Below are 23,644 nucleotides of genomic sequence, written 5' to 3' on the forward strand. Positions count from 1 at the left end.
CATTGATTAGCCGTAAAAATATTTTAGGGGGATTTATGGAATCTTGTTCTTTGGTAGCATCATAATAGAAAATAAAAAACAAATCATATGAAAAAGGTAATGTTTATACTGGCAGGATTATTCTTATCGACCCTGAGTCAGGCACAGCAAACAGACAACAAACCTCCTGTAAAGAAAATTGAGGTAACAGGTTCAGCAGAGATGGAGATTACTCCGGATGAAATCTATTTAGATATAGCGCTGAGGGAATACAAGAACAAAACAACGAAGGTGGAGATTGGGGTACTGGAAAAACAATTGCAGAAGGCGGTACTGGATGCAGGTATTGCACCTGCGGATCTGACCGTATCAAATGTATTTGGGAACAACTACGAACAGTGGTGGGTGAAGAAGAAAAAAGTAACTGATTTTATGGCGCGTAAACAGTTCCGTTTGAAACTCAGTAAACTGGATAAAGTAAATGCAATACTTGGAGCAGTTGACGAGGAAGGTATTGAAAGTGTAAACATCAGCAGTTATACCAGTAGCAAGATGGAAGAATACCGTAAAGAGGTAAAGGTAAAAGCATTGCAGGCAGCTAAGGCAAAGGCGGGCTATATGCTGGAAGGTATCGGAGATAAGATAGATGGTATACTGGAAGTACAGGAAATCAATACAGATAATTATTCTGATGTACGTCCTTTAATGGCAAATGCATATATGAGAAGCGATAAAGCGATGGATACAGAATCGGCCATGCCCGATATTGATTTTAAAACGATCAAGGTAAGAGCAGAAGTAAGAGCGGTGTTTTTCATTAAGTAAGAATAAATCAAAAAGCCCCTGTCCGTATTACGGACAAGGGCCTTTTTTATAAAACAAACACACGACTATCTTATCAATTGTCCCACCATACTTTATCAGCCAGTGTAGCCTTTTGTATCGCCTGCGGATTTGCACTGATCTCATTCAGAGGATACAGGAACCTGCGGGGAATAACAGCCACGTTGTTATTGGTAATCACTTTTAGATCAGGGTACCCGGTACGGCGCCAGTCTGCATAACCCTCCTGTGAAAAGAAGTTGGCCGTGTTCTTTTCTTCTATGATCATCTGTAAAGCATTCGCTGCAGTCAATGTACCACGTAATGATAAGTAAGCCTGTGCAGCAGCGCCGGTCGTATCAATACCCAGCTTTAACAGGTTGGTTGCAACAGCGGCCCTGTATACGGGTTGCGCAGCAGCATAACCGGAAGTGATATAAGTAGCTTCTGCTTTCAGGAACATTGCTTCTGCTGCATTCAGTACGTATACATTAGAAGCGATACCGCCATAAAAACTTCCCGCTACAGAAAAATCTGATAAGGTACCGGCTCCGGCGCCGATCACATTACCGGTATATAAGCCGGTCCCTTCTGCTTTGCTTACCAGGTAAGGCAAGCGTGGATCACTGTGCGCTTTAAGAGAGTCTACATATTTTGATGACAGTGTTAAAGTAGTGGTATTGAAAAAATGCAGATACCATGGATTAGATGAGGTGGATGTTCCAGTGTAAGGGAAAAAACAATCATCGTCATTGCTGCTCATACCGTTACTTAATGCAGCGAGCGCCAGTGTTGCCTGTGCAGAGGCTGTATAACCGGGCGCTTTTGTAAGGTGCATATAATAACGGGCTTTGAGCGTATATGCCATCTTTGCCCATTTGGTCATATCACCGCTATAGAAATAATCATCTGTAGAGGGAGTAGTACCGGTACCTGCATTTACTTCAACAATAGCGCTGTCTAATAAGGCCTGAATAGACTTGTAAATATCTTCCTGGGCATCGTAGGCCGGAGTGGTATTACCGACGCCGTTAAACGCCTGGGAATAAGGAATATCTCCCCATAGGTCTGTAGCATTGCCCAGTGTATAAGCAGTTAGTATTTTAGAGATACCTGCATACATACTATTACCATTTGCCATGGCCTGCACATTCAACAGGTGCAGGTTATTCATTTCCGCTACATAGTAAGAGCCCCAGAAGTCATCGAAGGTAGAACTGGTGACCATGTAATTGACCGTATTCGGCAGTGGCTGATTAGGTACGCAATTCTGCATCCACTGATTAACGAGCGAAGACCCATTACCAGCTGCGATGTATTGGGATATACCTGCTTCCAGAGGTGCCAGCATCAGGCTTTCTGATACAGAGGAAGGCACATTTGGATTGTCATTTACATCCAGGTATTTCTTGCACCCTGTAAATGCAGTTGCTGCGAGGGTGATTATGATGATGAATGATCTTTTCATGTTGTAAATAGTTTGCGTTTAAAAAGTGATCCTGAGTGTGCAGTCAAATGAGCGGGAAGTAGGCGCTGAGAATGTATAGATTCCCAGTCCGCTGTTATGGTTGCCCCATGAGTTCACTTCCGGATCACCACCGGTGAAATCAGCTGCTTTATGAATCCACAGGTTACGCCCTGTCAGCACAATAGACGCATCTTTGAAAGGCATTTTGCCCAATAATTTTTTATCGAAGTTGTAGGACAGTGACACGTTACGCAGTTTGATGTAAGAATCATTCTGTATAACGGCTTCGGTTATACCGCTTATCTGCTGGAAGTATTGCTGACCTGTTACTGAAACAGTATTAGCAGTACCGGTTGCGTCACTGATGCCTTTTACCACCCTGTCTGCCCTGTTTTCAGTAGGTTTGGATGTACCGTAATACAAGCCATAACCATCATCAGAGTTTAGGATATCTCCACCTTGTTTGGTATCGATGAAGAAGCTGAAACCGAATTGTTTGTAACGCAACATGTTGGTGATACCGCCTGTCCAGCGTGGCGTGATATTACCTACGATACCATATTCATCTGATGCGTAGGGTAAACCTGCATCGTTGATTTTTAACTGGCCATCTGCTGTGCGGGCGTATTTAGTACCGAATAAAGAACCCCATGGCTGGCCTTCTACCGCGTAGATAGTACCGATGGAGGTCTGATGCAGGCCACCACCAATTTCCAGCACTTTTGAATTCAGCTTGGTATAGTTAATGGTAACGTCCCAGCTGAAACTTTTTGTTTTAACAGGAGTAAGGTTCAATAATACCTCCACACCTTTGGTTTCCATTCTGGCGGAGTTGATTGTCGTAGAGGAGTAGCCGGTAGAGTTTGCCAGTGAAATACCAGATACAAGACCATCACTCATTTTTCTGTCGAAATAAGACGCTTCCAATCCTATCCTGTTATTGAACAGCTTTGTCTCCAATCCTATTTCAAACTCTTTCTGCAATTCATTTTTCAGATTAGCATTACCAAGAGCGCTGTTAATGAGGAAACCATTCTGTCCGTTATAAGGGAAGTTAAGGTTGCTGCTGGCATCACCGGCAATAATGGCCTGTAAATATGGTGTCTGAGTAGAATAAGGAACTACGTTATCATTACCTACAACAGCATAAGAAGCTCTCACCTTGGCGAAGTTGACAGTCTCCTTTAATTTGTCTGTAAATAATTCAGAGAAGATGAAACCGGCTGCAGCAGAACCATAAGGGTAGTAAGTGTGATTGGTTGCTAATACGGAGCTGCCATCATATCTTCCACTGAGAGAGAGGATGATCATCCTGTTATAATCAACTTCTGCCTGTGCATAAAAACCTACTTTCCTGTTTCTTGACATGGACTCTGTGTAGGTCACAGTAGAGGCACTGGCCATGTTGTAATAGCCTGGTTTTGCCAGTCCAAGACCTTTAGCCGTCATATAATCCGAATAATTGGCGTATATGTTGTTACCCAGCATCAGGCTGGAGTTGAACTTACCTATCTGTTTCTTTAATTGTACGATGAAGTCGTGATTATACTGACGGAAGTTCTGATTGTTTGTATACAACAGACCGGTAGTATAAGTAATGTCGTTTGTATTCACATGATAATTCAGATGGTCCGTATAAATATCGGCACCTATTCTTTCAGTAACAGACAACCAGTCGGTTGGTGCATATACAAAAGTGAGCAATGGTAAGAACCTGTTGACGGTAGAAGTATTCAGTACATTGTCCAGTACCCAGTAAGGATTGTTACGGCTGTAGCGGTATAAGCGCTGTGTACCATCCGCATTCTGATAAGGATGGAAGTCGTAGGATACAGGGCCCATAAATACTGTCCAAAGAGGATTTTCCAGTCCATATCCTTCCGGCATTTTGTGGTTCAGCACATTGCTGTAAGTAAACTGGAAAGTGGAGCTGAGTTTACTGGAGAGTTGTGTATTATATTTTGCAAAGATGCTATGCCTGGTATAATCAGTATTAGGGATAGTACCCTGCTGATTAAAGTAGGAATAAGACATGAAGTAGTTGGATGTTGCATTGCCTCCGTCCACACTGATGGTGTTGTTGGTAGTAACACCTGTTCTGAAGAAATCTTTCAGCGGATTATGTCCGGGTACTTTCTTACCGTTTGCGGTGAGGGTATCTATTGCAGGTCCCCAGGAAGTACTGGCTTTGGCAGTTTCTCCGTCTATATATACGCCTTTATTGCCCTGGGCATATTTGTATTGTCTGTCGGGGAAAATGGTATTTTCAAATGATACACCTGATGAAAGGGAAACGGTTGGTTTCCGGTTGGTATTGCCCTTTTTAGTGGTGATAAGCACTACACCTCTTGCACCGGCAGATCCGTACAATGCGGTGGCCGCAGCGCCTTTTAGTACGTTAATACTTTCGATGATACCCGGATCGATATCTGCTAGGCGGTTTGTTCCGGGGCCACCGTCAAAGGCTGCATCGGTTTCATCGTTGTTGATGGGTACGCCATCCATTACGATTAATGCCTGGTTTTCGCCGGCGATGGAAGTAATACCGCGGATAACGATACGTGCAGAGCTACCGGGCATTCCGGAAGAGCTGGTGATCTGTACACCGGATACTTTACCGGTGAGAGAGTTTAACACATTCGGTTCTTTAGCCCGGAGGATCTCATCACTCTTTACTTCCTGGGAGCTGAATGTGAGGTTGCGTTTTTCTTTTTTCACACCCAATGCTGTTACCACTACTTCATTCAGATCGCTGGGATTTTCTGCGAGTGTAACAGAGAGATGATCTTCACCACCCAATGTGATTTCCTTTGTAGTGAAACCCACGGCACGTATGGTGATGATGGCACCGGAAACCGCATGTAGTTTAAATGTACCGTCTTTTTCGGTGATGGTACCTTTGGTCGTGCCTTTAATAGTGATAGTAGCATAACTAACCGGATGTTTACTTTCATCGGTCACTGTTCCTTCGATAACTCTGGTCTGTGCAAAGGTGAGGGAACTGCATAGCAGTCCCGCAAGCAATGCCAGCAGGTAATATGAGTTTCTTTTCATACAACGAGATTAGATATTGGTTTCTTATGTGAAAAAACGTCCCTATAAGCCATTCACGTGAACGGCATTCAATGTTGGTTCTTAAAGTTCATTGTCACTTACTTCAAAGTAAACTCAGAATGAACTAGTTCTTTTTATTGTTCTTAACTATCTATGGGCAGATATTAACCGATCAGAGAAGAGAGGGGTGAAAATGGGGTGAAAATGGGGTAAAACAAAAAAAGTCCCACCTTGAGAGGCAGGACATGATGGAAAAAGATTTCAAAAAAACGATGATCAATAAGTGTTACTAATGTTTACTTTAAATTTTCCGTCCGTTAATGGTGTTTCATTACCACCATTCTTTAAAATGCCGGCAAATGTGCCCTCGGCATACTTACTATTTATGCTTGTAATTTTAATTGTAGCGCTTGTACTTGTCCAGGACGCAGTTGAATCACTCAGGTTCTTGGAGAACAGTATGAAAGCATGGTTTGCTTCAGTAAATTCTCCTGTAGTAAGTGTGTCCGGGAAGATGATGGTAACAGCGAGGAAGCTGTTGAGGGTACCAACCATACCTTGTATGGTTAAGGCTTTTTTGCCAATACCGACAGTGTCTTCCAGGTATCCGGAAGCGGTATTGGCAGAATAGGCAGTGCTGTCAATAGAGAACGAACAGGAACCTGAAGCCAGCACTGCTTTATCTTTTTCACAAGAGATTACGGTAAACGTAATCGCAAATAGGCACAAAATTCCCAAGAGGGATTTGAGTTTCATAGGATAGGTAATTTCTCTAGGTATAGTGATAAATAGGACTGCAAAATAGTGAGAAAAGAACGAATTAAATAAAATATTTATAAGTTTTTTAACAGTTTGTAGTGGGGTATTATCGAAGTAGTTGGAAATGAATAGATAAAAAAAGACGGATTACATCGTAATCCGTCTCTCTATTATTTGAAATTATGTTTATACGTCGATCTTAGCATATTTTGCATGAGACTCGATGAATTCTCTGCGCGGAGGAACTTCATCGCCCATCAGCATACTGAATACGCGGTCTGCTTCTGCAGCGCTTTCAATCGTAACCTGTTTTAGGGTACGGTTTTCCGGGTTCATGGTAGTTTCCCACAGTTGTTCTGCGTTCATCTCTCCCAAACCTTTATAGCGCTGTATGGTTACGCTGTCTTCTTTGCCACCTGCAATTTTGAAGATCGCCGCTTTACGGTCTTCTTCTGTCCAGGCGTACATCTGTTCTTTGTTTTTCTTCACGAGGTATAAAGGTGGCTGGGCGATGTATACATAACCCTGTTCAACCATGGCCTTCATATAACGGAAAATGAAAGTGAGGATCAGTGTTGCGATGTGACTACCATCCACGTCGGCATCCGTCATGATGATGAGCTTATGGTAGCGCAGTTTGGAAAGGTTCAGTGCTTTATCATCTTCTTCTGTACCGATGGTTACCCCCAGTGCGGTGAAGATGTTCTTGATTTCCTCGTTTTCGTAGATCTTGTATTCCATCGCTTTTTCCACGTTCAGGATTTTACCCCTTAACGGCAGAATAGCCTGGAAGCTACGGTTACGGCCTTGTTTAGCCGTACCACCTGCCGAATCCCCTTCGACCAGGTACAGCTCACAGATCTTAGGATCACTTTCGGAGCAGTCTGCCAGTTTACCTGGTAAGCCACTGCCACTCAGTACGCTTTTACGCTGTACCATCTGACGTGCCTTACGGGCAGCCTCACGGGCCTGTGCAGCCAGTACTACCTTATTGATGATCGTTTTGGCATCACGGGGATGTTCTTCCAGATAGGCTTCCAGTACTGCAGCTACAGAACTGTCAACTATACCCATTACATCGGAGTTACCGAGTTTGGTTTTAGTCTGTCCTTCAAACTGAGGTTCAGGAACTTTCACGCTGATTACAGCGCTCAGTCCTTCACGGAAGTCATCACCGGTTACTTCGATCTTTGTTTTTTCGAACAGTTTGTTCTTATCACCATAACTTTTAAATACACGGGTGATAGCACGGCGGAAACCTGCTACGTGTGTACCTCCTTCTATGGTATTGATATTATTTACGTAAGAGAAGATATTCTCAGCGAATGAGTCATTATAGATAATGGCTACTTCTACTGCCACATTGCTATTTGGCTCAAGGATATCTACTGAAATAGGTTCAGACAGTAATGGATTACGGCGACCGTTACGATCCAGCATCTGTACAAACTCAGTGATACCACCTTCGCTGTAGAAAGTTTCACTAAAGAAATTACCTTCTTCGTTTTTCTCACGTTCGTCCGTTAATGTGATTTTGATCTTACGGTTCAGGTAAGACAGTTCACGTAAACGACCTGCCAGTATCTCGCGATTGTAGGTAGTATCTTTAAATATTTCGTGGTCGGGTTTGAAGTGTATAGTGGTCCCTGTTTCCTCTGAAACGCCTATCTCACGTACCGGGTACTGAGGAGCACCGCGCTGGTATTCCTGTTCAAACAGTTTACCATCACGACGTACGGTTGCCAGCAGCAGGCTACTCAGTGCGTTTACGCAACTGACACCCACCCCGTGTAAGCCACCGGATACTTTATATGTGTTCTTGTCGAATTTACCACCTGCGTGTAATACGGTCATTACCACTTCCAGCGCAGAACGACCTTCTTTGGTGTTCATACCGGTTGGGATACCACGACCGTCATCTACGACACGGATGGAGTTGTCTTCACAGATCGTAACATCAATATTCTTGCAATAACCTGCCAACGCTTCGTCGATGGAGTTATCCACCACTTCATACACCAGGTGATGCAGCCCTTTTATACCGATGTCTCCAATATACATGGCCGGGCGTTTACGTACCGCCTCAAGCCCTTCTAATACCTGTATACTATCCGCATCATAACCATTGCTGGCAGGGGAAGTTGCTTGCACTAATTCTTCGCTCATATTTGGGTGTAAAATGTGTTTAGAGTTGAATTCTCGTGAATTGTGCAAATATACGAAAATTGAGGCTTATTTCCATGTTTAATGTCCATATTTCTACATCCTCATATCCACAAATCAGATGGGCGCATTTTTACCCAGCGCCACCTCTTTTAATCCTGTGAAAAGTGTCTTCCATACAAGGTTAAAAAAGGATTTCTGCGGATCGCGGGTAAAGTGAGGATATACTATCCGGGTTTCCCCTTTGTCAGGATTACTGTCCTTAATGACCAATGCATTGGCGAAAAGGGTGATCAACCCCTTCTTTTTGTATTCATGGGTACCTTCTTCTTTTTTCAATATATTGATTTTCAAATTGTTGTATAAGAAGTTCACTTCTCCATCGGCCTCTTTTTCGTTCCCATTCATATTGAAGGTGACATCGTCTATCTGGCAGGACTTTATTTCTATCTGGGCCAGGGGCTTTAAAATGGGGTTCAGTTCCTTACCATCCATGCTTTTGACCTGCCCGGAAACGGCGAATGCGCCGGACCTATCTTTCAGGGAGAAGTCGAAACGGGCTTTTAGTTTACCGCTGTTCATTAATACAGCGTCCATATCGGCTATGAAATGGCTTTTCTTAGCGATCATGGAATCTATGTTGGTGATATTGCGGAAAGTGCCGTGCAGGTGACTGAAGGTAATTTTACCCGCTTCCTGGGTCTTGGGATTTATTTCTGTGTAGGAGACTTCTGCCTTCTGTCCTATAAGTGTATCTATATATATAGGTAAGGCCAGTTTTAGCAGCAGTTGATTTGGATACTGCCCCAGTTTGTTACCGGGAGGCATTGGCAGCATACGATTGTGGTAAATATTCACATTTCCCGTGGCGATGTCCAGTTTATTGGCCCAGAGTACCTGTTGTTCCAGTAATAACCGGGGTTGCAGCTTATATAAGGTGATGTTGTTCAGTTGAACATCGTAGCGGTCGCGCTGGGTTTTTGCCCTGATATCAAACTGTTGTTTGTTATAGCGGGGATCTACACTGAACTGTCCTATTGTAAGGGTTTGCTCTGCCGCGCTGTAGTTCACATCTCTTATGTGCAGCCAGTAGAGGCTGTCAGGAGTACGGTATTTATAATCTTTCAGGCCTATCTCGTAGTTGTGGGCATAGAGGAACCGGGTAGGGTCGTTCAGGGCCAGGGAATCGATCAGGAAATCTTTCACATGTACTTTAAGCTGGCTTAACTGGGTTATTACCAGGCTACTATCTTTTTTTACATAAGTATATTTCAGGTTGATATTATCCAGCAACAGGGAGCCTAAATACAGGGAGTGGATCTTTTTATTGATGTTCTGATAGGCGTCTTTATGTACGGTGGTATCTATGTTCTGGCTGTTTAATTCCAGTACAATGCTGGGATTGTGAAATTCCAGGGCGCCGGCGCTCAGTTCTTTATGACGGAAATAGCGGAGCACTTTGAAATAATGCAGGTTTACCCGGTCTGCACTGAAGGTATATAAGAATTTGGGAGCTTTGTGTTGCTGCTGTAGTTTCTCGTAGATAGCAGCGTCTCTTACCAGGCTTACATTGTATAAGGCAAGGCTGCCGGTCAGGATATTAAGGTTCAGGTCGGCATACTGCAGGGTATACAGGCTATCGGACATTTCCTGAACATATGAGCGTAACTGAAGGCGGGCCTGTTTGCTCCATTGCAAACTGAGGTACCAGGTAGTGGCGAGTATCAGTAATATGATAATACCTATAGTGAGCAGGGCTTTTTTCCAGTATTTTTTTATGAAGGATTGTTGTTGCATCATGAATAATAGGCCAAATTCATACCAAGAGATAAACTGGCCTGGATCAGATTATGAGAGAAATATACCAGAGATCCGGGACTAACCCCAAAAACCAGTGAGCACTAGTATTCCCAATAAGCTCCCGTATTTGTAGTAAGCGTCTTAAACAAAGCATAGGAAGAGCATAAACTCTCTTGTAAATTCTTTATAACCGTTAACAAACTACTATATAACAGGTATATAAGCCCTATCTATATAAGTACGGCTTATATACCTGTTATATAGGGGTTATATAGCGCTTATATACGGGTTATATACCTGAAAGCACAGAGTATCAGTAGGTTATCAGTACCAATTAATATTTCTGTGCTTTTTTACTACTGATTAACAATGTATTAAAATATAATAAAAATTATTATACCAATAAATGGTGAAAATTTCGTGTCGGTCCAGTCCCCCTATTCCGACCGGGAAAATCCCTCCCCTTATTGTAACGTAACTGTCAAAACGTTCCCCATTAAATTTCGAATACCTATTTTTGTGACGGTATTAACAACAAACGAACGGGATTGAAAGACATACAGGACATATTATCACTGGCTATACGGCAGCCTGCAATGAATGATCAGTTGCAGCTTGTTGGAAATGAAGCCGTTGCAGTCCCGGACTGCCTCGATTTCGGTTTACAGCGTTTCACCTACGACCGGCCATTACCGGTAGATGATGTGGCGATGGTAGTGTATCAACCGGCTAAAAGAGGGCAATCGGCGGCTGTGGAGCTGCGCTATTGTGTGGCAGGTAATAAATATTGTCAGAACCCGGGATGTACAGACCAGGCATGTGCGGAAGGCAGTAAAGAGAATTGTAACCAGAAACAGCCTTCTATAGACGTGATTACGGTGCGTTTTCAGCCTGCATTCATCCAGTCATTACAAAAGGGGGCAACCAGCAGCAGTTCTGCGCTGTTTGATATGCAGTCCCGCAAGCCATTCGTTAAAACCATCCAGCCCAGCACCAAATCCAAACAGGTACTGGAGCAAATGGTCCACCATAATTATGAAGGAACGCTGAAGAACATCTTTTTACAGAGCAAGGCCCTGGAATTGCTGTTATTCAGTTCAGACCAGTTTGTGCAGAACGATACTGATGAACGTTTTGGTTGCCGGTTCCTGACTCACATGGAAGACCGTCAGAAAATAGAAAACGCCAGGGGGATATTACTGGAACAGCTGGATGCACCTATTACCATCCGCGACCTGGCCCGCCGCGTAGCCATGAATGAATGTTACCTGAAGAAAGGGTTCAAGGCCATGTATGGTACCACCATTTACGATTATTTCCAGAAAGAGAGAATGGAGAAGGCGAAGAGCCTGTTATACGAAAAAGGAATGTCTGTGTCTGAAGTAGCGATACTGATGGGCTACTCCTGTATTTCCCATTTCTCTACTGCTTTTAAGAAGCATACGGGTTTAAAACCCTGTGAACTCCTGCTGCGATAAGGGTTTATCTACAAGATATTGAAGCTCCTGGCCACGGTCAGGAGCTTTTTAGTGTATAGTTTTCCCGTTTCGATCATTAGTTTTCCCGAATTGAAAAACACTCCCCGGAATATTGCCGTTTCTTTGTATCACGATCGGCAGATATCTATCCTGATCTACAATTTATAAGCTTCCTTATCAGATTTGACCATGGAAGAAAGCTTGCGGAGCGAATAAAAGTGAGTAAAGCCATTCAATTTTTTGCACCTCCTCAAACACCATATTTGACCTTTTTGAAAGTGCATTCGTCAGGTAAGCTTTCGACCGTAATTACATAAAATGGCTCCGACATCCGTCGGAGCCATTTTTATTTATTGTAAACGTTAATTAGTACAAATGAAAAACCCCGCCCAAAAGAGCAGGGTCTGTCCTATTTATCCCTATACCTATGAAATACTTGTTTGAAAACCTATTCAGTTATGGTACCCGCTTCGTTAATCAACACTGCTTTTTCTGTACCGTTATCCTGAATATTTACTTTATAATACGCTGCAACATCTGATCTCTCAATTCTCCAACCATCTTTTATGGTAGCTGCCGGATATTTAGCTTTTACTGTTGTTGCTACTGTTTCCGGTAACTTATCTCCTGCATATGCGCTGCGTGTTGCTACCCACTTACCACTCTCATCATATTCTGCTGTAGTCTTAACTTCTTCTTTGGTAAAGTTAGCTACCCAATGTCCGCTATAGTTCTTGGACCACTTCGCGTCCGATCCTGAAAAGTTCTGCTGAAAAGCATCCTTAACAACTACCGGTGCTACTACTTCAGTTTTAGCAACTACCTTCTTCGTTTTTTTCGCTGATTTTTTTTGTGCAAAAGTTGTGCCGGAAGATACCAATGCCACACAAATTATTAATATTAGCTTTTTCATGTTTCAGATATGGTTTTTCGTGACTGACTGGGTTAAGTTTTTCAACTTATCATTTCTTCCGACGTAGTTACCAAAACAATGCCAAAATCTTTAGGCGAACCAATGCACTGTAAAAATACAAAAAATATCAAAAGATCGCAGCAATTGCTTATAAGTCCCTTTTAGTCCTTTCTGAGCCAGTCGAAAATCCGTAACTTTGCAGAATTTTAATCAACTTACTTATTAACGTCAAAGGGCACCTAATTGTTTTATGACCAGCAAATATCAGGAATATAATCAGCTGAACTTACCGCAGATAGAGAAGGATATATTGGCGCGCTGGGAACAACACCAGGCATTTGAGCAGAGCGTGTCCCTGCGGGAAGGCGCTACGCCATTCGTTTTTTATGAAGGACCACCAAGTGCGAACGGGATGCCCGGTATTCACCATGTTATTTCCCGTACGCTGAAAGATCTGGTGTGCCGTTATAAAACAATGAGTGGTTTCCAGGTAAAACGTAAAGGCGGATGGGATACCCATGGGTTGCCTGTGGAATTAGGTGTGGAAAAAACGCTCGGTATCACCAAAGAGGATATCGGAAAGAAGATTTCTGTAGAAGAATATAACAAAACCTGTCGTTCTGAGGTATTAAAATATAAGGATAAATGGGATGACCTGACCCGTAAGATGGGTTATTGGGTAGATTTGGAGTCTCCTTATGTCACATTTGAGAATAATTATATAGAGAGCCTCTGGTGGTGTTTGCAGGAATTGTATAAAAAAGACCTGTTATATAAGAGTATCAGTATCCAGCCATATTCTCCGGCAGCGGGTACCGGTTTGAGTTCTCATGAACTGAACCAGCCAGGTACTTATAAAGACGTAAAGGACACCACTGTGGTGGCTATGTTCAAAGCGCAGGAATCAGATAAGTCTGCTTTCCTCTTTGAAGCCGCCAGGAAAGCTGACCCTGCTGCCGAAGTCTTCTTTATGGCATGGACGACTACCCCGTGGACACTTCCTTCCAACCTGGGTCTTACTGTTGGTGCTAATATAGAGTATGCACTGATCCGCACTTTTAACCCGTATACCCATCTACCGGTAAATGTGATCATGGCAAAAGACCTGATCAGCAAATACTTTAAGGCGGAAGGGGAAGATGGCGATTTTGGGGCTTATACTGCAACTGATAAGATCATTCCGTGGCAGATCCTGCTGGTATGCCGTGGCAGCCAGCTGGAGAATATCCGCTATGAGCAGTTGTTACCTTATGTACAGCCTGAAGAGGGAGATCCGTTCCGTGTGATCCTGGGGGATTTCGTCACTACCGAAGATGGTACCGGTATCGTACATACCGCTCCCGCTTTTGGTGCGGATGACTATCGTGTAGGAAAGAAATATGGTATCGGTATATTGATACTTGTGGACAGACAGGGTAAATTCCTGGATGAAGTAGGTGAGTTTGGTGGCAGGTATGTAAAAAATTATAAGAGTGATCCTGAATATAAGGATGTGGACGTGGACATAGCAGTGAAGCTGAAACTGGAAAACCGCGCCTTTAAGGTAGAGAAGTATGAGCATACTTATCCGCATTGCTGGCGTACACACAAGCCGGTATTGTATTATCCGCTGGACGCCTGGTTCATCCGCACCACTGCCCTGAAAGACAGGATGGTGGAGCTGAACAAAACGATCAACTGGAAGCCGCAGGCAACAGGTACAGGACGTTTTGGTAACTGGCTGGAGAATATGGTGGACTGGAACCTGAGCCGTAGCCGTTACTGGGGAACTCCGCTGCCTGTCTGGCGTACGGAAGACGCTGAGGATGAGGAACTGGAAGTGGAAGAGATCTGCATAGGCGGAATAGAAGAGCTGCGTACAGAACTGCGTAAGTCATTTGATGCCGGTATCATGGAGTATACACCTGGAACAGCCGGTACGAACAGCCTGGAAGAGTATATCAGTTACCTGACATCCGACCTGCACAAACCTTTTGTAGACAATATCGTACTGGTAAGCCCTTCCGGGAGGCCGATGCGCCGTGAACCGGACCTGGTGGACGTATGGTTCGACAGTGGCGCTATGCCTTATGCACAGTGGCATTTCCCTTTTGAGAACAAGGAATCCTTTCAGAAAAGTTTCCCGGCGGACTTCATAGCAGAAGGTGTGGACCAGACACGTGGCTGGTTTTATACATTGCATACGCTGGGCGTAATGTTGTTTGACAGTGTTGCTTATAAAACTGTGGTGTCAAACGGACTCGTGTTGGATAAGAATGGCATCAAAATGAGTAAAAGTATCGGCAATGTGGTCGATCCATTTGCCACTCTGGAGCAGTTTGGAGCGGACGCAACACGTTGGTACCTGATAACCAATGCTTCTCCCTGGGATAGCATGAAATTTGATATTGATGGGATCCGTGAGGTACAGCGTAAATTGTTCTCCACCCTTTACAATACGTATAACTTCTTTGCGATGTATGCCAACATCGATAGCTTTACGTTCAAAGAGGCCTATATACCGCTGGAGCAGCGCCCGGAAATTGACCGTTGGATCATTTCGGTACTGAACACACTGGTAAAAGATGTAACAGGATATTTTGATGAATATGAACCTACCCAGGCAGGCAGGGCTGTTCAGTCATTCGTGGATGAACACCTGAGCAACTGGTACGTGCGTCTTTGCCGTCGCCGGTTCTGGAAAGGTGAGTACGAGCATGATAAGATATCAGCTTACCAGACCCTGTATGAGTGCCTGGAGACACTGGCTAAACTGATGGCGCCGGTATCTCCGTTCTTCTCTGACTGGTTATTTGGTAATCTGAATGGAGTGAGCAACCGTAGTGATGTAAAGTCCGTACATCATCTGGATTTCCCGGTAGCAGTATCTGCTGCAATTGATGCTGACCTGGAAGAAAGGATGTTACTGGCACAGGATATTTCCTCACTGGTATTATCTCTTCGTAAGAAGGTCAATATAAGGGTGAGGCAGCCTTTGCATAAGATACTGATCCCGGTGCTGGACGCAAGGATGAAAGAACAGGTAGAGAAGATAGAAGACCTGATAAAAAGTGAAGTCAATGTAAAAGGTATTGACTATCTTACAGAAACAGAGGGCTTCATCAAGAAGAAGATTAAGCCAAACTACAAATCTCTGGGTGGGAAAATGGGTGCAAAGATGAAAGCGGTAGCCGCTGCCATCAGCGCATTTAGTGCAGCAGATATCGCAACCCTTGAGCGTGACGGACAGTTTAATCTGCTGATAGACGGGGAGCAGCTACCTATACAGCTATCCGATGTAGAGATTATTTCTGAGGATATTCCTGGTTGGACCGTAGCTAATAAGGGCGCCTTAACTGTTGCGCTTGACATTACTATTACTCCCGAACTGCAGGATGAGGGTAACGCCCGTGAATTAGTCAATCGCATACAGAAGATAAGGAAGGACAGTGATTTTGCACTGACGGACCGTATACAGGTAAAAGTGGCTGCAATAGATAGCCTGAAATCGGCGATTATTAACTATAATGACTATATTTGCACGGAAATTTTGGCAGATAGTATAGATGTGGTGCCGGAATTACAGGAGGGACTTGAAATTGAAGTAAATGATCTGAAATTCAACGTATTAGTTAACATAAAAAGCTAATTCCCCATGGCAACAAGCAAGAAAGTTGCTAGTACAAAAAACCAGAAGGCGGCTCCGGCTAAAAAAGTAGTGGGCAAGCAAACAGTACCAGCTAAAAAAGCTACTGTTTCACCCCCTGCAAAAAAGGCAGCAGCGCCTCCGAAAAAGGTCGCTGTAAAAAAGGCAGTGCCTAAAGCTGCGGCTAAGCCTGTTGCTGTTTCCCCAAAGGTTGTTGCCAGTAAAACCGTAGTGACCAAAGCTGCCCCACCATCTGCAGCTAAGAAAGCACCAGTAGCGGCTCACGTAGAGCAACCCGTTAAAAAGGCAGCGGCCCCTGCTACGGCCGCTTCCCAGAAAGTGCCTGATACAAAAGTGGCAACGCAAAGTGTTGTTGCAGAAAAAGAAAAACTAATTTCAAAGCCAGTAGAAAACGAAGAAATAATGCCAGTAAAGAAAGAAGATAAAGAAAAAGTTGTTGCAAAAGATGCAGGCAAGAAACCAGCAGATAAAGTACAGAAGACCGATAAGGTAGCTGTAAAAGCTGACAAACCGGCCGAGCGTACTGATAAAACCGATAAAAAAGGTTCTAAAGCAACAACGCTGGTAACTTACCAGCCTGAGTTTACGAAATCAGTATTGGATCAGCCTGAGGCTCCATCCGGTCCTGTTTATCGTTACAGTGATGTTGATCTGCTGGAATTTAAAGACCTGATCCTGAAAAAGCTGGAAGCAGCCAAGAAGGAACTGGTATACCTGCAGGGCCTGATTACCCGCAAGGATGAAGCAGGTACTGATGACACTGAGAACAAATACATGAGCATGGAAGATGGTAGCGGTTCTCAGGAAAGAGAGCAGCTGAACCAGATGGCCAGCCGTCAGATCCAGTTCATCGATCACCTGGAAAAAGCAATGATCCGTATAGAAAACAAAACTTATGGTATCTGCCGCGTAACCGGTAAACTCATCGACAAAGCCCGCCTGCGTGCAGTACCACATGCTACCCTTAGCATTGAGGCCAAGCTGGCGAAGAGTAAATAATTCAGACTTTCCGGAAGGACAGATCCTGATCACATTTCCATTAAGAACATTACACCGGAAAGTACCGGTAGTGTATTCATGGAAGTAAGATCAGGATTTTTTGTTTGAAGAATTTATTTTGAATGTGTTTTTGCGGGATTTTGCCCTGCACCCCAAATCAAACCCATAAAAAAAGCATCCCGGAAGGATATCCGGGACGCCAGTAAAAGTAAACAGGGTGATCAAGGAGATTATCTTAATGAGACCTGTCGTTGTCTTTGGGGTTTGTTGAGCTGCCTGGCAGCCAGATAAACAAGTCCGGCAGATGCCAGTCCGATCAGACTACCCACTCCTATACGTTTGGCCTGCTTCTTACTGATTGCCGGCAGGCGTATCCTGAATTTCTCAGGGCTGGCCTGTGCAATATCCAGTAATGGCTCCATCCATGGGCCGGGAATGATCTTATCAGCTACTTTCTCTATACACTCATCTTCTGCGTTGAATGCTACACCAATGCCTGCTTTCTGTAAAAGATTACAATCATCTGCACCACTTCCCACATAAATCACATTCTTCGGCATGATATGGTATTTATCCGAGATGTAATGAAGGATGTTGCTCTTGCAATAAACCGTTGCGTCGTCGGCATCACTGCACAAGAAGTATTCCGGAATCGTCATTTCTCCTGTAGCCACACTATTATCTAAGTGAAGTCTGTTCGCAAATACAAAGTCCATCCCCAACTGATTCTTTATATGACGGGCTACACACTCAAACCCATCCGTTATAATTCCACATGTATAACCTCTCTTCTTTAATTCTCTTACTACTGCTTTAATATCAGGTACCAGGGGAATAGCGTCGGCAACTTCCAGCAATTCTGCCAGATTGTGCTGGCGGAATAACTGAGCTGTGCGTTCCAGTAAAGTGATCTGATCTTCTGCCTGCTCTCTGATTTGCTTTAATGTAGCAGCAAAACCAAATTCTGTAGCTGCTGTAAGGAGATAATCTTCAGTAAAGATGGTTTCATCTATGTTAAAGATCACCATTTTATGCAACTTATCAATAGATTCCAGAATAGAATATTCCATCTGCTCCCGGATGAGATTGATATTACCCAGTGTTTCCAGGTTTTCCTGGGGGATATTTTCCGCTTTTTTCAGGATGGTGCGGGATACTTCCCGCGACATTTTACTTAGCTGTTCCCAGGTCTGCATAGCGTTTTCTACCCTGCCTATATTGGCTTCGGCGATCCTGGCGCCCTGCATATGCATATCTATCAGTAACCCGATATCCACCCCATAATCATTTTCAAACTGGACTTTGGACAAAAAGGATTTGCGCGCTGCGATCATTCCGCTGAGCGGTTGTTTGAATTCTGATAATTCAGGGAAGAGTATACTTAACAACGGTTTGGCTACCAGTTGGGTAACCCTGCCTGCCTGTCTTTCGAAGTAAGATTTTACAAAGTCAGCTTTATCTTCCACGATAGGATCTGTGAGCAGGGCTACAATATTTTCCGGGTAGGTGAGGATATCTCCATCCACATACATGACAATATCGTTCTTTGCGGCCATCATCCCCTCTCTCATTGAAATCCCTTTACCTCGCTGGCTACTCGTAATTACCCTTACTTTCTCGTTCAGGGCTTCTTCTACAGTATTATCGGTCGAGTTGTCGTCTACAACAATGATCTCTATTTTCCTTGATGTTTTTTTAATGGTTTTAATGACCTGACGAATAGTAGCGCCTTCATTCAAAACAGGAATAACAATGGAAATCATAGGCAATGCTTGTTGGTTAGAAGATGAAGAATAGCTTATCGTCCTTTTGACAAGATTAGCAAATTGCGTCGAAAGGGCGCAAAAATGGTACCAAGCAAGATTCCTACGGTTGTACCCGCTGATTTCCTATTTAAACTCCTGCATTTCCACCAGTTTGCGGTAAATACCATCTCTGGCAAGGAGTTCATCATGCGTACCTCTTTCCCTGATCTCGCCACGGTCCAGTACAACGATATCGTTGGCATGCTGGATGGTAGAAAGGCGGTGAGCGATGACGATGGTGGTACGGTTCTGCATCAGTTTGTCCAATGCGTCCTGTACCAGTTTTTCCGATTCTGTGTCCAGGGCAGAAGTAGCTTCGTCCAGGATAAGAATAGGAGGGTTTTTGAAGATGGCACGGGCAATGGTGAGGCGCTGGCGCTGACCACCACTCAGTTTCATACCACGGTCGCCGATTACGGTATCATACCCGTTTTCCTGCTGTATAATGAATTCGTGTGCATTGGCAATTTTGGCGGCCCTGATCACTTCTTCTTTGTCTGCGTCCGTTTGTCCGAATGCGATATTATCGAAAATGCTTTCATTAAAGAGGATCGCTTCCTGGGAAACCATGCCCATTAATGCGCGGAGGTCGTGCATTTTTACATCGCGGATATCTTTGCCGTCTATCAGGATGCGGCCATCTGTTACATCATAGAAACGGGGCAGCAGATCGGCCATGGTGGTCTTTCCTGCACCACTTTTCCCAACCAGGGCCACCATACGGCCTTTAGGAATGGTGAGCTGGATATCTTTCAGTACAGCAGCTTCCTGGTATTTAAAGAAAACATGGTCGAATGTGATTTCTTTTTCGAAGGTGTCCAGTGGAACGGTTTTTTCTTTATCCTTGATAGGGTTGTCGATATCGATCACACGTAATACCCTTTCCCCTGCAGACAGACCTTTAGGTAATGAGGTGAATGCAGAGCCGATCGTTTTTGCCGGGGCAAGGATCTGGAAATACAGGGCCAGGTAACCGATAAAGGAACCTGCACTCAGTTTACTGGAATCAGACAGGATCAGGTGACCTCCATAGAGCATAATAATGATCACGACCAGTACCCCTGTTATTTCAGAAACAGGGGAAGCCATTTCACGCTGGTTCTGAATAGATTTCACTGTTTCAGCAAAAGCGTTATTATCCTTATCGAATTTTCTGCGGATGAAGTTTTCTGCATTAAATGCTTTGATAATACGGATACCGGAAAGGGTTTCCTCGGTAGTATTCAATATTTTCCCCAGCAGGTTCTGACTGGCATTGGAATGTTTTTTCAGTTTCCGGGAAAGGGAATTGAGCAGAAATCCCGATACCGGGAAGAACAGTAGTGTGAAAAAGGTAAGTTCTTTGGAAATATAGAACAGGGCGATAAAGGTAGTGACGATCACCAGTGGTTCCCGGAGGATGATCTGCAGGGAAGTGGCCACAGATGCCTCTACTTCTACTACATCACTGCTGATGGTGGAGAGCAGGTCGCCTTTACGCTCATTATGAAAAAAGCCCAGGGATTGTGTACTGAACTGATTAAACAGCTTTTCACGCATTTTACGCACCATGTTTACCCGCATGCGTGTGAGTACCTTCTGGCTTAGCCATCCGAATAGGTTTTTAAGTACGATGGAGATGAAAATTATGATACATACGTATACCAGTACACCAAACTTGCCGTAGGCAACTATCTGTTCGTTGAGATAAAAATAGAATACCTCTTTAAAATACGTGAATGTAAGGGAAAATGAAGGCAGGTGGGTAATGATCACCTGGTCACCGGCTCCGAACAGGGTATTCATCAGGGGAATAATCAGGGTAAAGTTCATCAACCCGAAAATAGTATAGAGTATAACATATACCACATACTCCGGAATAAAGTGATGATAGGGTTTTGATAAACTGAGGAGCCTGAAAAAAGTCTTCATCTTACAATTATTTGTCTTATCTCTTTATCTTTCTGGAAACGGCTTATGATTTTATCTTTCAGCACATGCCTGTTTCCTTATCTTTGCCAAAGAGGATTGAATGAGGGTGCAAGTTAATGTACATTTAATTTTCAGCCATCAAAACCTCAAATTTTAAGATTATGCAGGAAAGTAAAAGACAGAAACAAGTCGGGCAGCTGTTACAGAAAGAGCTGAGTGATATTTTTAACCGCATGGGATTTAATATCCTGGAAGGTGGAATGATTTCCATTTCTTCGGTGCGTCTTACTCCGGATCTGCTGGAGGCAAGGGTATATCTGAGTATGTTCAAGATCGCGGATACCGCGGGGATGATATTACGTATCAAGGAAAGAATGGGAGAGATAAAGAAAGAGCTGGGAAACCGTGTGGGCAAACAGCTGCGCCGTGTACCGGAATTGTCTTTATTCCTGGATGATACGCTGGAATATGTGTTTAAGATGGACGAACTGTTCAAGAAGATCAAAGAAGATGATGAGGGGAAGGAAAATAAGTAAACAGGCTTAGTGCTTACGTAATAAAACATGATCTGGCAGTTTGCATTCCGTTATTTCAGGGCAAAAAAAAGTACCAATGCCATTAATATTATCGCCTGGGTAAGTGTGTCGGCTATTGCGGTTGGCGCAGGAGCGCTGATCATTATCCTCAGTGTCTTTAATGGTTTTGAAGGACTTGTAAAGTCGTTATACTCTTCTTTTTATCCATCCGTAAGAGTTAGTGCTGCCAATGGTAAAACTATCCATCTTACTGCACAGCAGCTCCAGATGATAGCTGGTTTAAGAAATGTGGCCCACATGACGGAAGTGGTGGAAGAGAAAGCCGTACTGCGTTATGGGGAAGGAGACCAGACTATCGCTATTCTCAAAGGGGTAGACAGCAATTATAATAAGGTAGCAGAGGTAAACAAGAGCATTGTACGCGGGCATTTCGATACCGGCGATGATATTGCTTACCGTGCTGTATTGGGTATAGAGCTGGAAATGGCCCTTGGGGTAGATGTGGAACGGAGCCTTATTCCTATTTCGGTGTACCTGCCCCGCCGTAATGTGAGCAATATGGTATTACCGGAAGATGCATTGAGCAGCGGTATCTTATATCCTTCCGGATCTTTTGCTATTCAGCAGGAGTTTAACAGCAAATATGTGATTACGAATATTGCATTCATGCGGCAGTTGCTGGAAATGGGCAGGGATGAGATGTCTGCACTGGAGATACGGGGGAAAACGGGAATCGATGACCGGATACTGAAAGCAGACATTATCAATACATTAGGAGCTGATTATAAGGTGGAGACGCGGTATGAACAGAACCAGTCGTTATATGCGATCATGCAAACAGAGAAATGGGCAGTGTATGTGATTATGAGTTTTATCCTGGTGATTGCCGCCTTTAATATGATAGGATCGTTATATATGCTGGTGATGGAAAAGCAGAAAGATATTACTATCCTGACGGCGATGGGGGCCAGGTCTTCCACAATTACCAGGATTTTCCTGGCGGAAGGGCTGATTATTGCCGGAACGGGTACCGTGATAGGATTTGGGCTGAGTATCCTGTTTTGCCTGTTGCAGCAGCGGTTCGGGTTGATTAAACTGGAAGGCACCTCCTTTCTGGTGAGTGCTTACCCTGTGAGTATGCACCCGGCGGATTTCCTGCTGGTGAGCGCCACGATTGTCGTGATAGGTGTCGGGGCCAGTTGGTATCCGGCAAAAAGGGCCGGGAGGCAGGGACTGGAGTTGAAAGCGACGTAGCTACAAATACGGGGCTCCTTAAGGGCGCCTTAAATGTAAAAAGCTCCTGAGAAGATTCTTCTCAGGAGCTTTTTAGCTATATATGAATATTAGTAATCTCCGAGGTCTGCCGGTGCAGGTAACTGTGCTAACGCTTTAGCCAGCTGCTCGTCGTTAGGAGCGATACCGTGCCATTCGTGATGACCTTCCATGAAGTCAACACCTTTGCCCATGATAGTTTTCATCAGGATAACGATAGGCTGACCCTGGCCGGTAAGGCTAACCGCCTTTTCCAGCGTAGTAACTACCTCATCCATATCATTCCCGTTCATGTGCAGTACTTTCCATCCGAAAGAGGCAAATTTTGGTTCCAGGTCACCTAATCCGGCTACATCTTCAACGGTACCGTCAATTTGCTGACCGTTCCAGTCGATAGTGCAGATAAGATTATCCACTTTGTGGTGAGGAGCGAACAAAATGGCTTCCCAGTTTTGTCCTTCCTGTAATTCGCCGTCGCCATGCAGAGAGAATACAATGCGGTCGTCGTTATTCAGTTTTTTAGATAATGCAGCACCGATAGCTACGCTCATACCCTGACCAAGAGAACCTGATGCTACCCTCACACCAGGAAGGTGTTCATGGGTGGTCGGGTGGCCTTGCAGGCGTGAATTCAGCTTACGGAAGGTCGCCAGTTCTTCCTTGGGGAAGTAACCGGAATGTGCCAGTGCACTGTAAAATACCGGAGAAATATGTCCGTTGGACAAGAAGAAGATATCCTGGTCTAAACCATCCATATCAAAAGGCTGCGGCTTATGCTGCATAATTTTGAAATAGAGGGCGGTAAAAAAATCCGCACAACCTAATGAGCCACCTGGATGGCCGCTTTGGGAGCCATGTACCATGCGAACTATATCCCGTCTTATTTGAGTAGCAATTTCTGTCAACTGAGGCATGATTGTTGGTAAGTGTTTAGATTCACAAAATTAAGAGAATATTAGATATATTCAGACATAATCACGTCTAAATACGTATTTATGTCTGCCAAGTTATCAAAACTTTTCAGTTTTTCGATTTATCT

The 23,644-nt window shown here is 44.0% G+C and carries 15 protein-coding genes; 6 read left to right on the top strand and 9 right to left on the bottom strand.

Annotated features, from left to right (window positions below):
- Positions 1-87 precede the first annotated feature (87 nt).
- Positions 88-804 (top strand): SIMPL domain-containing protein, encoded by a 717-nt coding sequence (locus tag GO495_RS19260; RefSeq protein WP_157301344.1) that lies wholly within the window; start codon positions 88-90, stop codon positions 802-804.
- 73 nt (positions 805-877) lie between these two features.
- On the opposite strand, the gene GO495_RS19265 is transcribed toward GO495_RS19260, so the two are convergent.
- The 5 genes from GO495_RS19265 to GO495_RS19285 form a co-directional block, all read right to left on the bottom strand.
- Positions 878-2,269 (bottom strand): SusD/RagB family nutrient-binding outer membrane lipoprotein, encoded by a 1,392-nt coding sequence (locus GO495_RS19265; RefSeq protein ID WP_157301345.1) that lies wholly within the window; start codon positions 2,267-2,269, stop codon positions 878-880.
- A gap of 18 nt (positions 2,270-2,287) precedes the next feature.
- Positions 2,288-5,323 (bottom strand): SusC/RagA family TonB-linked outer membrane protein, encoded by a 3,036-nt coding sequence (locus GO495_RS19270; RefSeq protein WP_157301346.1) that lies wholly within the window; start codon positions 5,321-5,323, stop codon positions 2,288-2,290.
- Positions 5,324-5,599: 276 nt separating this feature from the next.
- Positions 5,600-6,079 (bottom strand): hypothetical protein, encoded by a 480-nt coding sequence (locus GO495_RS19275; RefSeq protein WP_157301347.1) that lies wholly within the window; start codon positions 6,077-6,079, stop codon positions 5,600-5,602.
- Positions 6,080-6,268: 189 nt separating this feature from the next.
- Positions 6,269-8,248 (bottom strand): DNA topoisomerase (ATP-hydrolyzing) subunit B, encoded by a 1,980-nt coding sequence (gene gyrB / locus GO495_RS19280; protein ID WP_157301348.1) that lies wholly within the window; start codon positions 8,246-8,248, stop codon positions 6,269-6,271.
- A gap of 114 nt (positions 8,249-8,362) precedes the next feature.
- On the bottom strand, positions 8,363-10,045 hold the full coding sequence (locus tag GO495_RS19285) for a hypothetical protein (RefSeq protein WP_157301349.1): 1,683 nt from the start codon (positions 10,043-10,045) through the stop codon (positions 8,363-8,365).
- A gap of 548 nt (positions 10,046-10,593) precedes the next feature.
- Here GO495_RS19285 and GO495_RS19290 point away from each other — a divergent pair.
- Entirely contained in the window at positions 10,594-11,523 is a 930-nt protein-coding gene (locus GO495_RS19290) for a helix-turn-helix domain-containing protein (protein ID WP_157301350.1), read from the top strand.
- A gap of 448 nt (positions 11,524-11,971) precedes the next feature.
- On the opposite strand, the gene GO495_RS19295 is transcribed toward GO495_RS19290, so the two are convergent.
- A complete protein-coding gene (locus GO495_RS19295; protein WP_157301351.1) occupies positions 11,972-12,436 on the bottom strand; it encodes a PepSY-like domain-containing protein in 465 nt (154 codons plus the stop codon).
- A gap of 250 nt (positions 12,437-12,686) precedes the next feature.
- On the opposite strand from GO495_RS19295, the gene ileS reads away from it, so the two are divergent.
- Together ileS and GO495_RS19305 are read left to right on the top strand one after the other, a co-directional pair.
- Positions 12,687-16,064 carry an isoleucine--tRNA ligase gene (gene ileS / locus GO495_RS19300; RefSeq protein ID WP_157301352.1) on the top strand — a complete coding sequence of 1,126 codons (3,378 nt, stop codon included), beginning with the start codon at positions 12,687-12,689 and terminating at the stop codon, positions 16,062-16,064.
- A gap of 6 nt (positions 16,065-16,070) precedes the next feature.
- Positions 16,071-17,081, top strand: coding sequence for a TraR/DksA family transcriptional regulator (locus GO495_RS19305; RefSeq protein ID WP_157301353.1), 1,011 nt, complete (start codon positions 16,071-16,073; stop codon positions 17,079-17,081).
- Between the two features lie 230 nt (positions 17,082-17,311).
- On the opposite strand, the gene GO495_RS19310 is transcribed toward GO495_RS19305, so the two are convergent.
- Together GO495_RS19310 and GO495_RS19315 are read right to left on the bottom strand one after the other, a co-directional pair.
- Positions 17,312-18,844, bottom strand: coding sequence for an HAD-IB family phosphatase (locus tag GO495_RS19310; protein ID WP_157301354.1), 1,533 nt, complete (start codon positions 18,842-18,844; stop codon positions 17,312-17,314).
- A gap of 126 nt (positions 18,845-18,970) precedes the next feature.
- Entirely contained in the window at positions 18,971-20,797 is a 1,827-nt protein-coding gene (locus tag GO495_RS19315; RefSeq protein WP_157301355.1) for an ABC transporter ATP-binding protein, read from the bottom strand.
- A 161-nt stretch (positions 20,798-20,958) separates the two neighbouring features.
- Between GO495_RS19315 and rbfA the strand changes: the two genes are divergently transcribed.
- Entirely contained in the window at positions 20,959-21,333 is a 375-nt protein-coding gene (gene rbfA / locus GO495_RS19320) for a 30S ribosome-binding factor RbfA (protein ID WP_157301356.1), read from the top strand.
- 27 nt (positions 21,334-21,360) lie between these two features.
- Positions 21,361-22,587 (top strand): FtsX-like permease family protein, encoded by a 1,227-nt coding sequence (locus GO495_RS19325; RefSeq protein ID WP_157301357.1) that lies wholly within the window; start codon positions 21,361-21,363, stop codon positions 22,585-22,587.
- Between the two features lie 89 nt (positions 22,588-22,676).
- Here GO495_RS19325 and GO495_RS19330 read toward each other — a convergent pair whose 3' ends face one another.
- Positions 22,677-23,519, bottom strand: a complete 843-nt coding sequence (locus GO495_RS19330) for a transketolase (protein WP_157301358.1) — start codon at positions 23,517-23,519, stop codon at positions 22,677-22,679.
- Positions 23,520-23,644: the final 125 nt, after the last annotated feature.

It is taken from the genome of Chitinophaga oryziterrae, from assembly GCF_009758125.1.
Classification (GTDB): domain Bacteria; phylum Bacteroidota; class Bacteroidia; order Chitinophagales; family Chitinophagaceae; genus Chitinophaga; species Chitinophaga oryziterrae.